This is a genomic window from Flavobacterium psychraquaticum (assembly GCF_034497725.1).
Lineage (GTDB): Bacteria > Bacteroidota > Bacteroidia > Flavobacteriales > Flavobacteriaceae > Flavobacterium > Flavobacterium psychraquaticum.
The window spans coordinates 121,712-138,843 of sequence record NZ_JAXKVR010000028.1 but is presented as its reverse complement, the minus strand read 5'-3'; the positions used below and the strand labels follow the sequence as shown (position 1 = coordinate 138,843).

The 17,132-nt window shown below is 33.2% G+C and carries 15 protein-coding genes and 2 tRNA genes; 10 read left to right on the top strand and 7 right to left on the bottom strand.

The genetic code is table 11. The features are described from left to right. The first annotated feature begins 29 nt into the window (after positions 1–29). Both T1L09_RS07705 and T1L09_RS07700 read left to right on the top strand, forming a co-directional pair. Positions 30–1,340 (top strand): ABC1 kinase family protein, encoded by a 1,311-nt coding sequence (locus T1L09_RS07705; RefSeq protein ID WP_322550373.1) that lies wholly within the window; start codon positions 30–32, stop codon positions 1,338–1,340. A gap of 309 nt (positions 1,341–1,649) precedes the next feature. After that, entirely contained in the window at positions 1,650–2,414 is a 765-nt protein-coding gene (locus T1L09_RS07700) for an Eco47II family restriction endonuclease (protein ID WP_322550372.1), read from the top strand. Here the strand turns inward: T1L09_RS07700 and dcm are convergent. Next, complete coding sequence (gene dcm, locus T1L09_RS07695; protein ID WP_422718487.1) at positions 2,390–3,628, bottom strand: DNA (cytosine-5-)-methyltransferase; 1,239 nt, start codon at positions 3,626–3,628, stop codon at positions 2,390–2,392. The genes T1L09_RS07700 and dcm overlap by 25 nt on opposite strands. Positions 3,629–4,097: 469 nt before the next feature. Here dcm and T1L09_RS07690 point away from each other — a divergent pair, with 469 nt between their 5' ends. From T1L09_RS07690 to T1L09_RS07655, 8 genes are all read left to right on the top strand, one after another. Next, positions 4,098–4,826 carry a DUF3667 domain-containing protein gene (locus T1L09_RS07690; protein WP_322550370.1) on the top strand — a complete coding sequence of 243 codons (729 nt, stop codon included), beginning with the start codon at positions 4,098–4,100 and terminating at the stop codon, positions 4,824–4,826. Positions 4,827–4,922: 96 nt separating this feature from the next. Next, a complete protein-coding gene (locus T1L09_RS07685; RefSeq protein WP_322550369.1) occupies positions 4,923–5,819 on the top strand; it encodes an ABC transporter ATP-binding protein in 897 nt (298 codons plus the stop codon). 6 nt (positions 5,820–5,825) lie between these two features. Next, entirely contained in the window at positions 5,826–6,677 is an 852-nt protein-coding gene (locus tag T1L09_RS07680) for an ABC transporter permease (protein ID WP_322550368.1), read from the top strand. A 14-nt stretch (positions 6,678–6,691) separates the two neighbouring features. Next, positions 6,692–8,704 carry a choice-of-anchor L domain-containing protein gene (locus T1L09_RS07675; protein ID WP_322550367.1) on the top strand — a complete coding sequence of 671 codons (2,013 nt, stop codon included), beginning with the start codon at positions 6,692–6,694 and terminating at the stop codon, positions 8,702–8,704. A gap of 44 nt (positions 8,705–8,748) precedes the next feature. Next, a complete protein-coding gene (locus T1L09_RS07670; protein WP_322550366.1) occupies positions 8,749–9,759 on the top strand; it encodes a DHH family phosphoesterase in 1,011 nt (336 codons plus the stop codon). A 2-nt stretch (positions 9,760–9,761) separates the two neighbouring features. Then, positions 9,762–10,319 (top strand): gliding motility-associated peptidyl-prolyl isomerase GldI, encoded by a 558-nt coding sequence (gldI, locus tag T1L09_RS07665; RefSeq protein ID WP_322550365.1) that lies wholly within the window; start codon positions 9,762–9,764, stop codon positions 10,317–10,319. Positions 10,320–10,321: 2 nt separating this feature from the next. Continuing rightward, complete coding sequence (locus tag T1L09_RS07660) at positions 10,322–11,416, top strand: peptidylprolyl isomerase (protein WP_422718486.1); 1,095 nt, start codon at positions 10,322–10,324, stop codon at positions 11,414–11,416. Between the two features lie 5 nt (positions 11,417–11,421). Beyond that, on the top strand, positions 11,422–12,507 hold the full coding sequence (locus tag T1L09_RS07655; RefSeq protein WP_322550364.1) for a peptidylprolyl isomerase: 1,086 nt from the start codon (positions 11,422–11,424) through the stop codon (positions 12,505–12,507). Positions 12,508–12,546: 39 nt separating this feature from the next. Here T1L09_RS07655 and T1L09_RS07650 read toward each other — a convergent pair whose 3' ends face one another. From T1L09_RS07650 to proS, 6 genes are all read right to left on the bottom strand, one after another. Continuing rightward, a complete protein-coding gene (locus tag T1L09_RS07650; protein ID WP_322550363.1) occupies positions 12,547–12,978 on the bottom strand; it encodes a hypothetical protein in 432 nt (143 codons plus the stop codon). Positions 12,979–13,024: 46 nt separating this feature from the next. Further along, complete coding sequence (gene typA, locus T1L09_RS07645) at positions 13,025–14,821, bottom strand: translational GTPase TypA (RefSeq protein WP_322550362.1); 1,797 nt, start codon at positions 14,819–14,821, stop codon at positions 13,025–13,027. Between the two features lie 138 nt (positions 14,822–14,959). After that, positions 14,960–15,211: a 30S ribosomal protein S20 gene (gene rpsT / locus T1L09_RS07640; protein WP_322550361.1), complete on the bottom strand. Its 252-nt coding sequence runs from the start codon at positions 15,209–15,211 to the stop codon at positions 14,960–14,962. Between the two features lie 158 nt (positions 15,212–15,369). Further along, positions 15,370–15,441 (bottom strand) — tRNA-Glu (locus T1L09_RS07635). 30 nt (positions 15,442–15,471) lie between these two features. Next, positions 15,472–15,543, bottom strand: a tRNA-Glu gene (locus T1L09_RS07630). Positions 15,544–15,627: 84 nt separating this feature from the next. After that, positions 15,628–17,106 carry a proline--tRNA ligase gene (gene proS / locus T1L09_RS07625; RefSeq protein ID WP_322550360.1) on the bottom strand — a complete coding sequence of 493 codons (1,479 nt, stop codon included), beginning with the start codon at positions 17,104–17,106 and terminating at the stop codon, positions 15,628–15,630. Positions 17,107–17,132: the final 26 nt, after the last annotated feature.

Below are 17,132 nucleotides of genomic sequence, written 5' to 3'. Positions count from 1 at the left end.
AATATAGCTTTAAATTTAAAGTAAAAAAAATGAAAACAATAGACAGTATTCCTACTTCTAAGATTCAACGTGCTTCAAAACTGATTCAAACCGGTGCAAAAGTTGGGGTTAATTACCTAAAATATTACGGGGACAAAATCACCAAATCTGAAGAAGAAGCCAAAGAAAACCTAAACATCAACAATGCTTCAGACATTTATGATGGCTTAAAACAACTTAAAGGAAGTGCTTTGAAAGTCGCTCAAATGTTGAGTATGGACAAAAATATCTTACCAAAAGCTTATGTGGAGAAATTCTCATTAGCTCAGTTTTCTGTGCCACCATTGTCGCCGCCTTTAGTGAATAAAACGTTTAAGAAATATTTTGGCAAACCACCACAGGAATTGTTTGATACCTTTAACTCGACTTCTGTAAACGCGGCAAGTATTGGACAAGTGCATCAAGCAACAAAAGATGGTAAAAATCTAGCAGTTAAAATCCAATATCCGGGAGTTGCCGAAAGCATCAGTTCCGATTTGGCGATGGTGAAACCAATTGCCATTAAAATGTTCAACATCAGAGGAAAAGACTCGGACAAATATTTCAAAGAAGTCGAAGATAAATTGATTGAAGAAACCAATTATGTTATCGAAGTCAAGCAAAGTATTGAAATGGCCGAAGCTTGTAAACACATTCCAAACCTGATTTTCCCACAATATTATGCCAAATGGTCTTCCGATAAAATCATTACGATGGATTGGATGACGGGCGAACATTTGTCTGAATTTACAGCTCACAACACCGATAACACCAAGTCAAATATCTTAGGCCAAACGCTTTGGGATTTTTATATGTTCCAAATGCACAACCTTAGAAAAGTCCACGCCGATCCGCATCCCGGGAATTTTCTAATCACAAAAGACACCCAATTAGTGGCTTTAGATTTTGGATGCATCAAAGAAGTGCCAGACGATTTCTACATTCCGTATTTTGAATTGGCCGAAAAGAAAAACCTAGACAATCCCGCATTCTTCAAGTCAAAATTATACGAATTGGAGATTTTAAGAAAAGAAGACACTGCAGAAGAAGTAGAGTTTTTTACCGAAATGTTTCACGAATTATTAAGCTTATTCGCCCGACCATTTCACGTAGAAACCTTTGATTTCTCAGACGAAGAATTCTTTGGTGCCATTGCCGATTTAGGCGAACGCTATTCAAAAAGCACCGAATTACGCAATATGAACGGCAACCGTGGCTCTAAACATTTCATTTACATCAACCGAACATTCTTTGGTTTATACAATTTAATGCACGATTTAAAAGCCGACAAAGTCCAAATCAACAACTTTAGAAAATACTAACTTTTTGCCCCATAATTACCTTAAGAATCCTCAACCCGCCATAGTTGGGGATTTTTTCTGTTCTTTATTTTTTGGGCGTGCCCTTTCAGGTCGTGCTCTCCGTTACAACCTTTTTGTTTTTAAAGGAAAAACAAAAAGGGTTTCCACTGCGATCACTCACGCAATATTGTGCTAAATTGATAAAATGGAATTTTATAATTTTAGAAATCAATAAGTGAATTTTTTAAAATAAATGATAAGCAATATTAACTTTTGAACGAACCAATTTAAATTCATATTTTAGCAAACTAAAAATTAATTTTAAAGATTATGAAAAATAAGTATGTAGATTTTATTTCTGACGAACATTTTATCGAATGCGTTGCAAACCTTCATAAAGCATACTTAAAGGCTAAAAACAACATTACAAAAAAGAATTTTTATGCGAATAAAGTTGATACTATAAAACTAACTTTTGATGCAAAATTTAATGAGATAAATGAAGAAAGTTTAATTCAAACTGAAATTTTACGCCAAATTGACAAATCAATAAATAATTCTATAGGAACATTTCACGAACAAATATTAGGTGGAATAAAAAACTTTGAAATTGGTAAATTAAGTGGTTTTGACATAAAAGCAAAAAATGATTCTCTATTCGCAGACATAAAAAACAAGCATAACACTATGAATAGCAGTTCTGCAGAAGCACTTTTTCAAAAGCTTTCGAGATATGCTGACACTTATAAAAAATCTAAATGTTACTGGGTTCAGATTTTAGCAAAAAGTAGTTTTTGTGAATTGTGGAAAGGAGAAATTAATGGAAAAGAATATAGCCATAGTAGAGTTTACAAAATTTCAGGAGATCAATTTTATTCATTACTTTCAGGAAAAGAAAATGCTCTATTTCAACTTTATAATAGACTTCCAATTGTTATAAAAGATTATCTAGCTTCAATTGAAAAAAGTGATTTAGTTAAAGATAATTCTGCACTAGATGAAATCAAAGACCAAACTAAAATTTCAAAAAAAACTGTTTTAGACCAAATCACTTTTGAAAATTATAGCTACTATTTAGGTTTTGACAAATTATAATAACTATTCAAAAATTTAATAACTGAATAACCTACTTCTTTTCCTAGATTAACAGGAACAGCATTTCCTATTTGCTTATACTGCTGAGCGACAGAACCTTCAAATTTCCAATAATCAGGAAACGTCTGAATTCGAGCATATTCTCGAACAGTAAATGGTCTAGTTTCATCAGGATGACATCTTTCTGTTTGTTTTTGAGCGGGACTACAAGTTAAAGTTAAACAAGGTTCGTCCCATCCTATTCTACGAGCAATTCCAGTTTTCCCTCCGCCAAGATGAAAACTTCCGCCCATAAATTCCTTTTGGATAAGTAAAGGCAAATCCCTCCAATAACCTTTTGGTGGAACTAGATCTAAAACATCAACTTTACTTTGTGGATATTTTGAACCTTCCGAATTAGGAACATCACAATCAAATAAATCACTTTTTTTTAAAGCATCTTTTAAATTATATATTTTTTTGTTTGGTTGCGGATATTCATACTGAACATCAATATCTTTTCTAATTCCAACAAGAATTAACCTTTCTCTTTTTTGTGGCACATTAAAATTAATAGCTTTTAAAACCTGAACAGGAACTACATTATAGCCTATTTCATCTAAAATAGAGATCATACCTTCTAGTGTTTTTCCTTTTTCGTGACTCAATAAACCCTTAACATTTTCTCCTATACAAATAGGAGGATTCACTTCTTTAACAACTCTAGCAAATTCATAAAACAAAGTCCCTCTAGCATCTGCTAAACCTAATTTTTTTCCAGCATAACTAAATGCTTGACAAGGAAATCCTCCGGTGACAACATCAACTTTATTTTCATAATTAGCGAAACTAAAAGATTTTATGTCGCCTTCCAATACATTCCAATTTGGTCGATTATTTCTTAAAGTACTACAAGCCCATTTATCAATTTCATTTAAAGCAACACATTTCAAACCCGCTTTTTCCATACCAATAGCCAATCCACCTGCACCTGCAAAAAGTTCTAAAGCAGTATATTCATTATGCGGTTCTACATAATTTGAAATACTTTCTTCATTATTAACATTTAAAAAATTAGAGAATAAAATATCAATATCCGATTTTCTGTACACTCTATAATTGCTAATTGGCTCGCGAACAGCAGATAATTTGCCCTCCTTGTCCCATCGTCTTAAAGTTTCTTTACTTTTTCCAATATATTCAGAAGTTTCCGAAAGCGTCATATATTCATTCATAACCAAATCATTTAACCTTACACATTGGTTACAAATTTAAAAGAAAAAACGGAAATATCAAATAAATCGAAAAAAAAATAATGACAATCAAAGCAAACAGCTAAAAAAGATAGTTTGCGGTTTTTTTTGTAATTTTATTTGTAAATAATATTTTTTAAATTTAAAAATTATAACAAGACATTTTTTCCCAACAATTGTTCGCTAATTAAAAAAACATTTCACTAACTATAAATTCAAACCAACCTAAATTTTTTACAAAAAAATGCCACAAGAAACTCAACCCAACAAACTATCACCAATAACCACCGCCTTATTCATAGGATTTATGTTTGGGATTATATTTTACAGCATTTCAAAAAAGAATTGGGGTTTCTTTACTTTAATTCCATTGTTTTTTGCCTACAAATTAATAAAGAATGCTAAGCTAAATCGCTAGAAACCTTCGAACGAAATAAACCTAAAACAACCAATGACAGCAATTTGTAAAAACTGTACTTCAGAAATCACACAAAATTTCTGTGCTAATTGCGGACAATCAGGGCAATTGCAAAAAATTGACGGTAAGTATATCATAAACGAAATCCAACAACTGTTTAATTTCGAAAAAGGCTTCTTTTACACGGCAAAAGAATTACTTATTCGTCCAGGAACAAGTGTAAAAGAATATATTATAAAAAACAGGAACAAACATATGAAACCTGTTACCTATTTAATTCTTACTTCCCTACTCTATTCCTTAGTTGCGGGAATCTTTAACGTGAATCAAATTTATAACGAAAAAGAAAAACTAATGTTCGAAAACTCGAGCATCGGTGATTTACAACATTGGGTTCAAACTAATTATGGTTATGCTAATATACTAATGGGATTTTTTATTGCATTGTGTGTTAAATTATTCTTCAGAAAACACCACTTCAATCGCTGTGAAATAGCAATGTTGATCTGTTTTATAATGGGCCAAGGAATGTTGTTTCTAACTGTCGAGGCCTTTTTTGTAGACGCATTAAGTAAATCAGCCTTCATTGGAGTAATGACTTTCACCTCTTTTGCTTATCCAACTTGGGCCATTGGTCAATTTTTTGACAGTAGAAAGTTTTCTAGTTATTTAAAAGCTTTTCTTGCTTATCTTTTAGGCTACACCTTATTTTATATCGCTATTATTATTGTGGGTTTGATTGTAGATTTGATTGTGCAATAACTATTAACTTTCCATTAAACTTCATTCTTAAAATTGTCCTAAGTAACAAAAATCAAAAACGTTCGTCTTATTCTTAAATCAAAAAACGAACAAACTTTGGAAACCATTTTAAAAATCAATAACCTCAATAAGATTTACAACAAACGCGTGCACGCGGTAAAAAACGTGTCGTTTGAAATCAAAAAAGGAAATGTATATGGAATTCTTGGACCTAATGGTTCCGGAAAATCCACCACTTTAGGAATTGTATTAAATGTTGTTAATAAAACCTCAGGCGACTTTGAATGGTTTGGCGGAAAAGTTGAAACGCACGATGCTTTGAAAAAAGTAGGTGCAATAATTGAACGTCCCAACTTCTATCCTTATATGACCGCTAAAGAAAATTTGGAATTGGTCTGTAAAATCAAAGGAACTCCCTTTTCAAAAGTAACCGAAAAACTAGAATTAGTTGGCCTTCTCGACCGACAAAATGACAAATTCAGAACTTACTCGCTAGGAATGAAACAACGTTTGGCGATTGCTTCTGCCCTATTAAATGATCCCGAAATATTAATTCTAGACGAACCTACAAACGGTTTAGATCCGCAAGGAATTCGTCAAATTAGAGATATAATTCGTGTTATTGCTTCCCACGGAACAACTATTTTATTGGCTTCGCACTTATTAGATGAAGTCCAAAAAGTGTGCAGTCACGTAGTTGTTTTACGTAAAGGCGAAATGTTATATCAAGGTTCAGTCAACGATATGATTGCAAGCAACAGTTTTTTCGAGTTGAAATCTAATGATATTCCGAAATTAAAAACAGTTTTGCAATCGCATTCTGCCGTAGACAAAATTGTGGACGAAGAAGATAAAATTTTGGTGTATGTCAAACAAGATATTCCTTCGGCCGAACTCAACGCTTACTTATTTGAACAAAAAATTGTTTTAGAACATTTGGTCAAAAGAAGAAACAGCTTAGAAGAACAATTTTTAGAATTAATCAAAAACTAACACGTAATGAAAAGATTACTATCCATAGAATTTCAAAAAATCTGGAAAAACAAAGCCAGTAAATTTCTACTCTTAACCTATTTTGTTTTATTAAGTTTCATCGCGTTAATTGCTTCTATAAAATTCAACATTGGTACTTTTGAAATCAATATTGCCGATCAAGGAATTTTTAATTTTCCTTACATTTGGCACTTTAACACTTATGTTGCGGCTTGGTTTAAGTTTTTCTTAGCTATAATTATTGTGTCAATGATGGCAAACGAATATACTTATGGCACTTTAAAACAGAATTTAATCGACGGTTTAAGCAAAAAAGAATTCATACTTTCTAAATTTTCTGTCGTAGTGGTTTTGGCTTTAGCTTCTACTATATTTGTTTTTATAATGTCGTTACTTTTAGGTTATTCATTCTCAGCTTACAATGAATTTTCGATTGTATTTTCCGATTTAGAATATTTATTGGCATTATTTGTAAAGCTTACGGCATTTTTCTCCTTTTGTTTATTTGTGGGAATTTTAATTAAAAGAAGTGCTTTCGCCTTAGGATTTATATTTGTTTGGTTTGTATTTGAGAAATTGTTTTACAGTATTTTGAAATTTCCAATTTTAAAAGGAACGAGTAAAACAGATAATTTTGCCGATACACTCTACAATTTCTTTCCTTTAGAAGCGATGAGCAACTTAATCAAGGAACCATTTACACGATTGAGTTTTGCAAAAACCCTAGAAACTACAATTGGTGGCGAGCAAGTAGCTAGAGATTACAGCATTCATTTTTCAGAAATCAGCATAGTAGTCGTTTGGACAATTGTATTTATTTTAACATCTTATTACATCGTAAAAAAGAGGGATTTATAGTATCTTTGCAAGCTATGCTTACAATAAAAAATACCCTTAAAATTGTATGTTTCGGATTATTTTTTCAATTCGGAAATGCCCAATACATCACTGTTGACCAAAATCGAACGCCGCAAGACTTAGTTGAAAATGTGTTGATTAATAGTCCGTGTGCCAATGTATCCAACATTAGTTTTTCTGGAGGAAATTATGCTTCGGGTGAAAAAAGTTTTGGTTATTTTGATGCCACTGGAACGACATTTCCCTTTGAAAAAGGAATTGTGCTTACCACAGGAAGAATCAATGATACTCCGGGACCAAACGCGTATATTTCTGACGGCGGCGGCGGAATGGGCTGGGATGGTGATTCCGATTTGAATCAAGCTTTGGGTTTGAGTAATACTTTTAATGCAACTATTTTAGAATTTGATTTCGTTCCTTTGGGCAATAAAATAAGCTTTGATTATATCTTTGCATCGGAACAATATCTTTTAAATCCGACGCCAAATCAATGTAATTTTACGGATGGTTTTGCATTTTTGTTGAAAGAGGCTGGAACCGCGACTTATCAAAATTTAGCGGTTATTCCGGGAACTACAACTCCTGTAAAGGTGAATACTGTTCGCGGTCCTGGAACCGCTTGTCCGCCAGCGAATGCTGCCTATTTTGATGCTTTTAATGCGGAAGAATATCCTACAAATTTCAACGGGCAAACGGTAGTTTTGACCGCACAATCTGATGTAATTCCTGGGACAACCTATCATATTAAATTAGTAATTGCCGATGAAGGAAATTACCGTTATGATTCGGCTATTTTCTTAGGTGGAGGCAGTTTTAACTTTGGTGGAAGCATTGGCGATAATCGATTAATTGCTACAGGAAATCCACTTTGTCAAAATGAAACTTTAGCCGTTGACGCCACACAAAATGGGGCAACCGGTTATAAATGGTATCAAAACGATGTTCTTTTAACGGGGGAAACCAATGCAACATACACCGTTAATTCTGCAGGGAATTATAGCGTAAAAGTTAATTATGGAGGAATTTGCGAAACCACATTGACTATCAAAATTGAATATGCGCCCACATTAATCACCAAACAAGATTTATTTACACTTTGTGATGCCGATGCGCTTCAAGATGGAAAAACTGCTTTCAATTTAACTTCAATTATACCTGATTTATTTACCAATTTACCTTCAAATTACAACATTTCATTCTTTGAAACGCCAACAAGCTCAACAGTTTTACCGGCCAATTATACCAATACAACTGCTTTCAACCAAACAATTTATGCTCGAATTACGAACATTCAAAATTGCTATTCGAATTATCCAGTGCAATTAAAAGTGAATACCTTCTCTACTATTTTGGTGGATGAAGAATTAGGATTGTGTGAAAATAACCCAATAATTCTGAATGCAGGAAGCGGATTTTCATCGTACAGCTGGAATACAAATCCGGTTCAAACCTCTCAACAAATAACTGTTAGTACAGCAGGAACTTATGTGGTAACACTTACAAATGCAACGAATTGTTCTAAAACCAAAACTTTTACGGTTACAGCTTCCGGAATCGCAACGATAACTAATATTTTGATTGATGATTTTGCTGCTAACAATTCGGCCATTGTCGAAACTACAGGTTTAGGTGTTTATGAGTTTTCTTTAAACGGAACAATTTATCAAAATTCAAATGTCTTCAATAATTTGGGAGAAGGAGAATATACAGTTTTTGTTAGAGATACCAAAGGTTGTGGCGTAGTTTCAAAAAGCTTTTACATCTTAAATTATCCAAAGTATTTTACACCAAATGGAGATGGATATAACGATTATTGGGAAATAAATAACTTAGACAAACGCAATTTACAAAATAGTATCATTTCCATTTATGACCGCTACGGCAAATTAATTACGCAATTATACCGTCAAAATTATGCTTGGGATGGTACATTAAATGGCCGACAATTACCAAGTACTGACTATTGGTTTGTAATGGAATTGACCGATGGCAAAACCGTAAAAGGACATTTCACACTAAAACGTTAGGCATAATAATTGCAGAATAGACTACAAAATAATATATTCGCACTATGATGCAAAAACACGAAATAGAAGCTATTAAATTAGCATTGGAAACACCAAAAAAAATCGCTATAATTCCACATAGAAATCCAGACGGCGACGCTATGGGTTCGACTTTAGGCTTATATCATATTTTAAAACAATTGCAACACGAAGTTGTCGTAATTGCTCCTAATGAATTTCCAGATTTCTTAGCTTGGCTTCCCGAAAGTGAAAAAGTGATGGTTTTTGAACGTAGTTTTGACAAATGTAAAACTGTTTTAGAAAATGCAGAACTTATTTTCACATTAGACTTTAATGCTTTGCACAGAACGGGCGAACAGATGGAAAAATTATTAAAAACGCTGACGGCTACTAGTGTTATGATTGACCATCATCAAGCTCCGGATGGCTATGCCACTTATACTTTTTCAGATACTGCTTATGGCTCTACTTGCCAAATGGTTTATGACTTCATCTATCAATTAGGCTATGAAAACTTACTTAATCAAACAGTTGCAACTTGTTTATATACTGGAATTGTTACTGATTCTGGAGGATTTCGTTTTCCTAAAACAACCAGTGCAACTCATAAATGTGTAGCCGATTTAATCGACAGAGGTATCAATAATAGTGAAATTCATAATTCATTGTTTGATGATTCTACTTATAATCGTTTATTATTGCTTGGAAAGGCTTTGCAGAATTTAAAAATCTTAAACGAATACAAAACTTCATATATTACTTTAAGTCAGGACGAATTGAATGAATTCGGGCATCAAAAAGGCGATACGGAAGGAATAGTAAATTATGGATTAAGCATTAAAGGTATTGATTTTACAGCGATTTTCATCGAGAACAAAGAAGAAGGAATTATAAAAATTTCCTTCAGATCACAAGGTGCTTTTGATGTAAACCAATTTGCACGCACGCATTTTGAAGGTGGCGGACACATTAATGCTGCTGGAGGGAAATCTTTTTTATCATTAGAAGAAACGGTACAAAAATTTATTGCTATTTTAGCAGCAGAAAAAAAATAAAAATGAAACTATATACCTACATACTAATTGCTTCGATGGCACTTCTTCTTGCAAGTTGTTCCAAACAACAGCAGCCGCGCTACCCAGTTTCCCATACATCAGGAACTTTTATAAAAGAATCAATCGAAAGAAATAAGAAACTAGTAGCTAGCGAAGAAAAACAAATCGATTCACTTATTAAAAGCGATACTTTAAAAGAATATATAGCTTCAAATAAAGGTTATTGGTATAAGTATGACAATAAGATAGAGGCTGTTTCTGATTCTCCTAAACGAGGTGATGTTGCTTATTTTGATTACGAAATAAAAAATATATTGAGTCAAATAATTTACACAAAAGCAGAAACAAAACCACAAGTTTACTATGTGGATAAAGAAAACATAATGATGGGCTTGCGTGACGGAATTAAATTAATGAAAAAAGGAGAAACAGTTACTTTTTTATTCCCCTCACACATGGCATTTGGCTATCACGGTGATAATAAAAAAATTGGCGTGAACGAACCGTTAATATGTACAGTTACATTAAATGATCTAAAAACAGACCCTCAAGCAAAATAAAAATGAAAACAATGAAACCAATTTCAATTTTACTATTATTTTTACTTACAATTTTTAGTTCTTGTACCAAATCGTATGACCAATTAAAAGAAGGAATCTATGTCGATATAGAAACCTCGAAAGGAAATATGATTGTACAACTAGAATACAAAAAAGTACCAAACACTGTTGCAAATTTCATTACACTATCGGAAGGAAAAAATCCGTTTGTAGACGAACAATTTAAAGATAAACCCTTTTATGACGGTTTAAAATTTCACAGAGTAATTCCTGACTTTATGATTCAAGGTGGTGATCCAAACGGCGATGGCTCTGGTGGACCTGGTTATAAGTTTAAAGATGAATTTCATCCAGACTTGAAACATACTAAAGCCGGAATTTTGTCTATGGCAAATGCCGGACCGGGAACCAACGGAAGTCAATTCTTCATTACGCACAAAGAAACGCCTTGGCTAGACAATATGCACAGTATTTTTGGCGAAGTAATTGAAGGCTTAGACGTTATTAATTTAATTACATCAGACGATATAATTGAAAAAATAACAATTGTTCGTATTGGTAATGACGCAAAGAAATTTGATGCCTTAAAAATATTTAAAAATTACTATTCCAAAGTTGTTAAAGAGCAGAAAGAAGACGAAGAGAAAGCAAAAATTTTAGCAGAAGGTAAAATTAAAGAAATAAACGACTTAAAAGTAAACGGAACAAAAACGGCTTCTGGATTAATTTACCAGATAACTGAAAAAGGTTCAGACAAAAAACCAACTACGAATAGTAAAGTTTTAATTAATTATTCTGGATTTTTAGAAAACGGATTGCAGTTTGACACAACTTCAGAAGCAAATGCCAAGCAATATGGTACCTACAATGCAAGCAAAGCAGCACAAAACGGTTATGCACCTTATCCTGCAATGATGAATAATTTACAATTTATTGAAGGATTTATTGAAGGTATTAAACTCTTGAATTATGGAGGAAAAGCAAAGTTATATATCCCATCCAATTTGGCTTATGGTCCACAAGGTGCAGGTGGAGTTATTCCTCCAAATGCAAATATTATTTTTGAAATCGAAATTTTAGAAAATCAAACAAAATAATCAGAATGAGAAACACAGTTAAAAATATTGCAATCGCTTTAAGCTGCATCACTTTAGGATTTGCGCAAAACAAAAAGCAAGAAGGTATATTTGCAGAAATAAATACAACAAAGGGTACGATAGTTGTTGCATTAGAATTTAAAAAAACACCGATTACGGTAGCGAGTTTTATCTCGTTAGCTGACGGAACAAACACGCAAGTAAAAGAATCTTTTAAAGGAAAACCTTATTTCAACGGATTAAAATTCCACAGAGTAATAAAAGATTTCATGATTCAAGGTGGTTGTCCAGAAGGAACGGGCTCAGGTGAACCGGGTTATAAATTTGTAGATGAAATCACTGATTTGACGCATAACAGTGCCGGAATTTTGTCGATGGCGAATTCTGGTGCTTCAACTAATGGAAGTCAATTTTTCATTACACACAAACAAACACCACATTTAGATGGTATACACACAGTTTTTGGTCATGTCATTTCTGGTCAAGAAATAGTAGATCAAATAGCACAAAATGATATTATCAATTCTATAGTAATCATTAGAAAGGGAAAGGAAGCTAAAAAGTTCAAGGCCGAAAAAGTTTTTAAAGCCTATTTTGATAACAAAGAAATCAACGATAAAATTCAGGGAGAAAAAAATGAAACTGCCATAAAGTTAATAAAGGCAGCCGTAGCAGAAAAACAAAGAATACAGGCCGCGATTGAAACTCAAAAATTAAAAGAAGCAAAAGAAAAAATTAGTAAAGAATTTGCAAACGCAAAGATAACTCCGAGTGGCCTTAAATATATCGTATTACAAGAAGGAACAGGAAGACAAGCGGTAGCAACCAGCAACGTTAAAGTGCATTATACTGGTATGTTTTTAGACGGGAAAGTTTTTGACAGCAGTGTACAGAGAGGACAAACAATAGATTTTGGCTTAAACCAAGTTATAAAAGGTTGGACGGAAGGTGTGCAATTGATGAAAGAAGGTGCAAAATATAAATTTTACATTCCAGCAAATTTAGCCTATGGTGAAAAAGGAGCTGGTGGAGTAATACCTCCAAATACTGATTTGATTTTTGAAATCGAATTGTTTAAACTAAATAACTAATAAAAAAGGCCGTTAAATGTTAGTAACGGCCTTTTTTTATTAAAATTTCCAATCGAATTCGTCTTTATCGCTAAAAACAGCTCCAACTTCTACTTTTACAATTTCATTATAATCTACGTGGAAAAAGATCCAATTGTCTTCGTTGAAATAACTCATCATTCCTTCAATAGTATCTATTTCAAAAGATTTAAGTTTATTTTTTTCTAATATTGGGAAGATTTCGCTCCAATTTTTACCAATTAAAGTAGTTCCAAATAACTTCACACTAGGCTGAGCGGTAGTAATATAACCTAATTTGAATGCTTCTTCTTTGTAAAAAATCAAACGTAATTTTCTTGTATTGTACATAAAGACAACATTTTCTTCTTCGTCTTTATATTGTGTGTCGGGCTTGCCCAAAACTTTAATAACATCTTGCTCCTTCATTCCGAAAAGCAAATTGTCAATTCCAAATTTTAATTTTATTTCCATTCTTGTAGATGCTAAAAAATCCCGATTTTCATCGGGATTTAGATTACTATAATTTAAAACGTTTTCTTTCGTTTTCTGTCAGATAAATTTTACGAAGACGAATAGATTTTGGCGTTACCTCAACATATTCATCTTTTTGTATATATTCTAACGCTTCTTCTAGTGAAAATTTGATTGGCGGGATAATTCTTGCTTTTTCATCATTTCCTGAAGAACGGACGTTTGATTGTTTTTTTGCTTTTGTTACGTTGATACACATATCATCGCCACGGCTATTTTCGCCAATTACTTGACCTTCGTAAATTTCCTCATTCGGGTCAACGAAGAATTTACCTCTATCCTGTAATTTATCAATAGAATAAGGAATTGCTTTTCCATTTTCCATAGAAATTAGAGATCCGTTATTACGTCCAGGTATATCACCTTTTAACGGTTCATAACCTATGTAGCGGTGTGACATAATTGCCTCACCAGCGGTAGCGGTAAGTAATTGATTTCTTAAACCAATAATTCCACGAGATGGAATGTTGAATTTAACAATCATACGTTCTCCTTTACCTTCCATAGAAAGCATTTCACCTTTACGGATAGAAACGAATTCTACAGCTCTACCTGAAAGATTTTCTGGTAAATCGATAGTCAATTCTTCAATTGGTTCACATTTAACACCATCAACTTCTTTGATGATAACTTGTGGTTGACCAATTTGCAATTCATAACCTTCTCTTCTCATTGTTTCAATTAGAACAGACAAGTGAAGTACACCGCGACCAAAAACCATAAATTTATCAGCAGAATCAGTTTCACCTAATTTCATTGCTAAGTTCTTTTCTAATTCTTTCGTTAGACGATCTCTAATGTGACGTGAAGTTACAAATTTACCCTCTTTACCGAAGAACGGTGAATCATTAATTGTGAACAACATACTCATTGTTGGCTCATCAATCGAAATTGTTTTTAATGCTTCTGGGTTGTCAAAATCGGCAATAGTATCACCAATTTCAAAACCTTCTACACCAATAATAGCACAGATATCTCCTGCAACTACTTCTTCTACTTTTTTACGACCTACTCCTTCAAAAGTATGTAATTCTTTAATTCTTGATTTGATAACTTTACCATCTCTTTTTACCAAAGAAATCGGCATTCCTTCTCTTAAAACACCTCTTTCTAAACGACCAATCGCAATACGACCCGTAAAAGAAGAGAAATCTAATGAAGTAATTAACATTTGTGGTGTTCCTTCAGAAACTTTAGGAGCAGGTACATTTGCAATAACCATATCTAATAATGGCTCTATGTTTTCAGTTTGATTTCTAAAATCATCTGACATCCAGTTGTTTTTAGCAGAACCATAAACTGTAGGGAAATCTAATTGTTCTTCTGTAGCGCCTAATTCAAACATTAAGTCGAATACTTTTTCGTGAACTTCTTCAGGAGTACAGTTTTCTTTATCAACTTTGTTAATAACCACACAAGGTTTTAATCCTAAATCAATCGCTTTTTGAAGTACAAAACGCGTTTGTGGCATTGGCCCTTCAAATGCATCTACTAAAAGACATACACCATCTGCCATATTAAGTACACGTTCAACTTCACCACCGAAATCGGCGTGACCAGGAGTATCGATAATATTGATTTTTGTTCCTTTGTAAGATACAGAAACGTTTTTAGAAGTAATGGTAATACCCCTTTCACGTTCTAAATCATTATTATCTAAGATTAAGTCTCCTGTGTTTTCGTTTTCACGAAACAACTGACAATGGTACATAATTTTATCAACCAAAGTAGTTTTACCATGGTCAACGTGAGCAATAATTGCAATGTTTCTAATAGAAGTCATTTATTAATTTTTAAGGGTGCAAATGTAATCTTTATTTTTTTAAATTACTATAGTAATCAATACTTTAGGAAAAAAAATAATCTATAAACCAAAAAAAGCTCCCATTATGAGAGCTTTATTATTTTTAATAGCACATTATTATAGTGTAGCTACGAATTTTGTTAATTTAGATTTTAAGTTAGAAGCTTTATTATCGTGGATAACATTTTTCTTAGCTAACTTGTCAATCATAGAAAAAACTGATGATAATTTTGAAGTAGCTTCAGCTTTATCAGTTGCTAAACGAATAGCTTTGATTGCATTACGAGTAGTTTTGTGTTGGTATCTGTTCAACACTCTTCTTTTTTCGTTACTTCTAATTCTTTTTAAAGCAGATTTATGATTTGCCATTTTGTTTCTTTTTTTAATTGTAATAATTGTTATAAACTACTAGTTAAAAAAGAAAAACCTCCCACAATCACTAAATGCAATTCCTTTGGTTTTAACTAATAAAACAATAATCGAGACACCAACTATTATTTTACAAAACTTATTTACAACTAATTCTGTAGCCCGTAGGGGAATCGAACCCCTCTTACATGGATGAAAACCATGCGTCCTAACCGATAGACGAACGGGCCATTAACCTATTCTTTTGTATTTTTACTAAGTAGCCCGTAGGGGAATCGAACCCCTCTTACATGGATGAAAACCATGCGTCCTAACCGATAGACGAACGGGCCATTACATTAATTTTGTAATGCGAGTGCAAAAATACAACTTATTTTGATATCTGCAAGACCTTCAATAAAAATTTTACTTTTTTTTTAATATGCCTTAGCAAAAAGCACACGCCCTTTTGATAAATTCCCCGTAAAAACGCAGCTTCCCAGCTCTTCTACTCTATCCAAAGCGATACAACGAATTGTTGCTTTTGTAACATCTTTTATTTTTTCTTCTGTTTCCGCTGTTCCGTCCCAATGTGCTGAAATGAATCCCCCTTTGGTCTCTAAAACTTCTTTAAATTCTTCAAAAGAATTTACTTCTGTAATATGTGAATCTCTATAATTCAATGCATTACTATACAAATCATTTTGAATTGTTACTAATAACTCTTGAACATAAAACTCAATTCCTTCTTTAGAAATGACTTCTTTTGATAAATTATCTCTTCTTGCTACTTCATACGTTCCGTTTTCTAAATCGTTAGGTCCGACTGCAATTCGGACAGGAACTCCTTTTAATTCCCATTCAGCGAATTTAAACCCTGGCTTTTGAGTATCTCTGTTGTCAAACTTCACAGAAACACCTAATTTTCTCAGTTCAGTCATTAGCGCATTTACTTGTTCCGAAATAGCATCTAACTGTTCATCAGTTCTATAAATAGGCACAATCACTACTTGAATTGGCGCTAAATTAGGAGGTAAAATCAATCCTTTATCATCAGAATGTGTCATTACCAAAGCTCCCATTAAACGCGTTGAAACCCCCCAAGACGTTCCCCAAACATATTCTTGTTTCCCTTCTTTATTTGCAAATTTTACATCAAATGCTTTTGCAAAGTTTTGGCCTAAAAAGTGTGAAGTTCCTGCTTGTAGCGCTTTTCCATCTTGCATTAAGGCTTCGATACAATACGTTTCTTCTGCTCCAGCAAAACGTTCTGTTTCTGTTTTCAAACCTTTTACAACTGGAATTGCCATAAAATTTTGAGCGAATTCAGCATAAACGTGCATCATTTTTTCAGATTCCTCAATCGCTTCTTGACGTGTTGCATGCGCTGTATGTCCTTCTTGCCATAAAAACTCCGCAGTTCTTAAAAACAGTCGTGTTCGCATTTCCCAACGCACTACATTTGCCCATTGGTTAATTAATAAGGGTAAATCCCTATAAGACTGCACCCAACCTTTATATGTAGACCAAATAATTGCTTCACTAGTAGGTCGAACAATTAGTTCTTCTTCTAGCTTAGCATTTGGATCAACCATTAATTTTCCGGGATTATTTTCATCGTTTTTTAAACGGTAATGTGTTACGATTGCGCACTCTTTAGCGAAGCCTTCTGCATTCTTTTCCTCAGCTTCAAACATACTTTTAGGTACAAAAAGTGGAAAATAGGCGTTTTCGTGACCTGTTTCTTTAAACATTTTATCTAATTGAGCTTGCATCTTTTCCCAAATTGCATAGCCGTAAGGTTTTATTACCATACAACCTCTCACTCCTGAATTCTCCGCCAAATCAGCCTTTACGACTAATTCATTATACCATTTGGAATAATCTTCCGCTCTTGTTGTTAAGTTCTTGCTCATTATGAATATTTTGGCATAAAAATTGT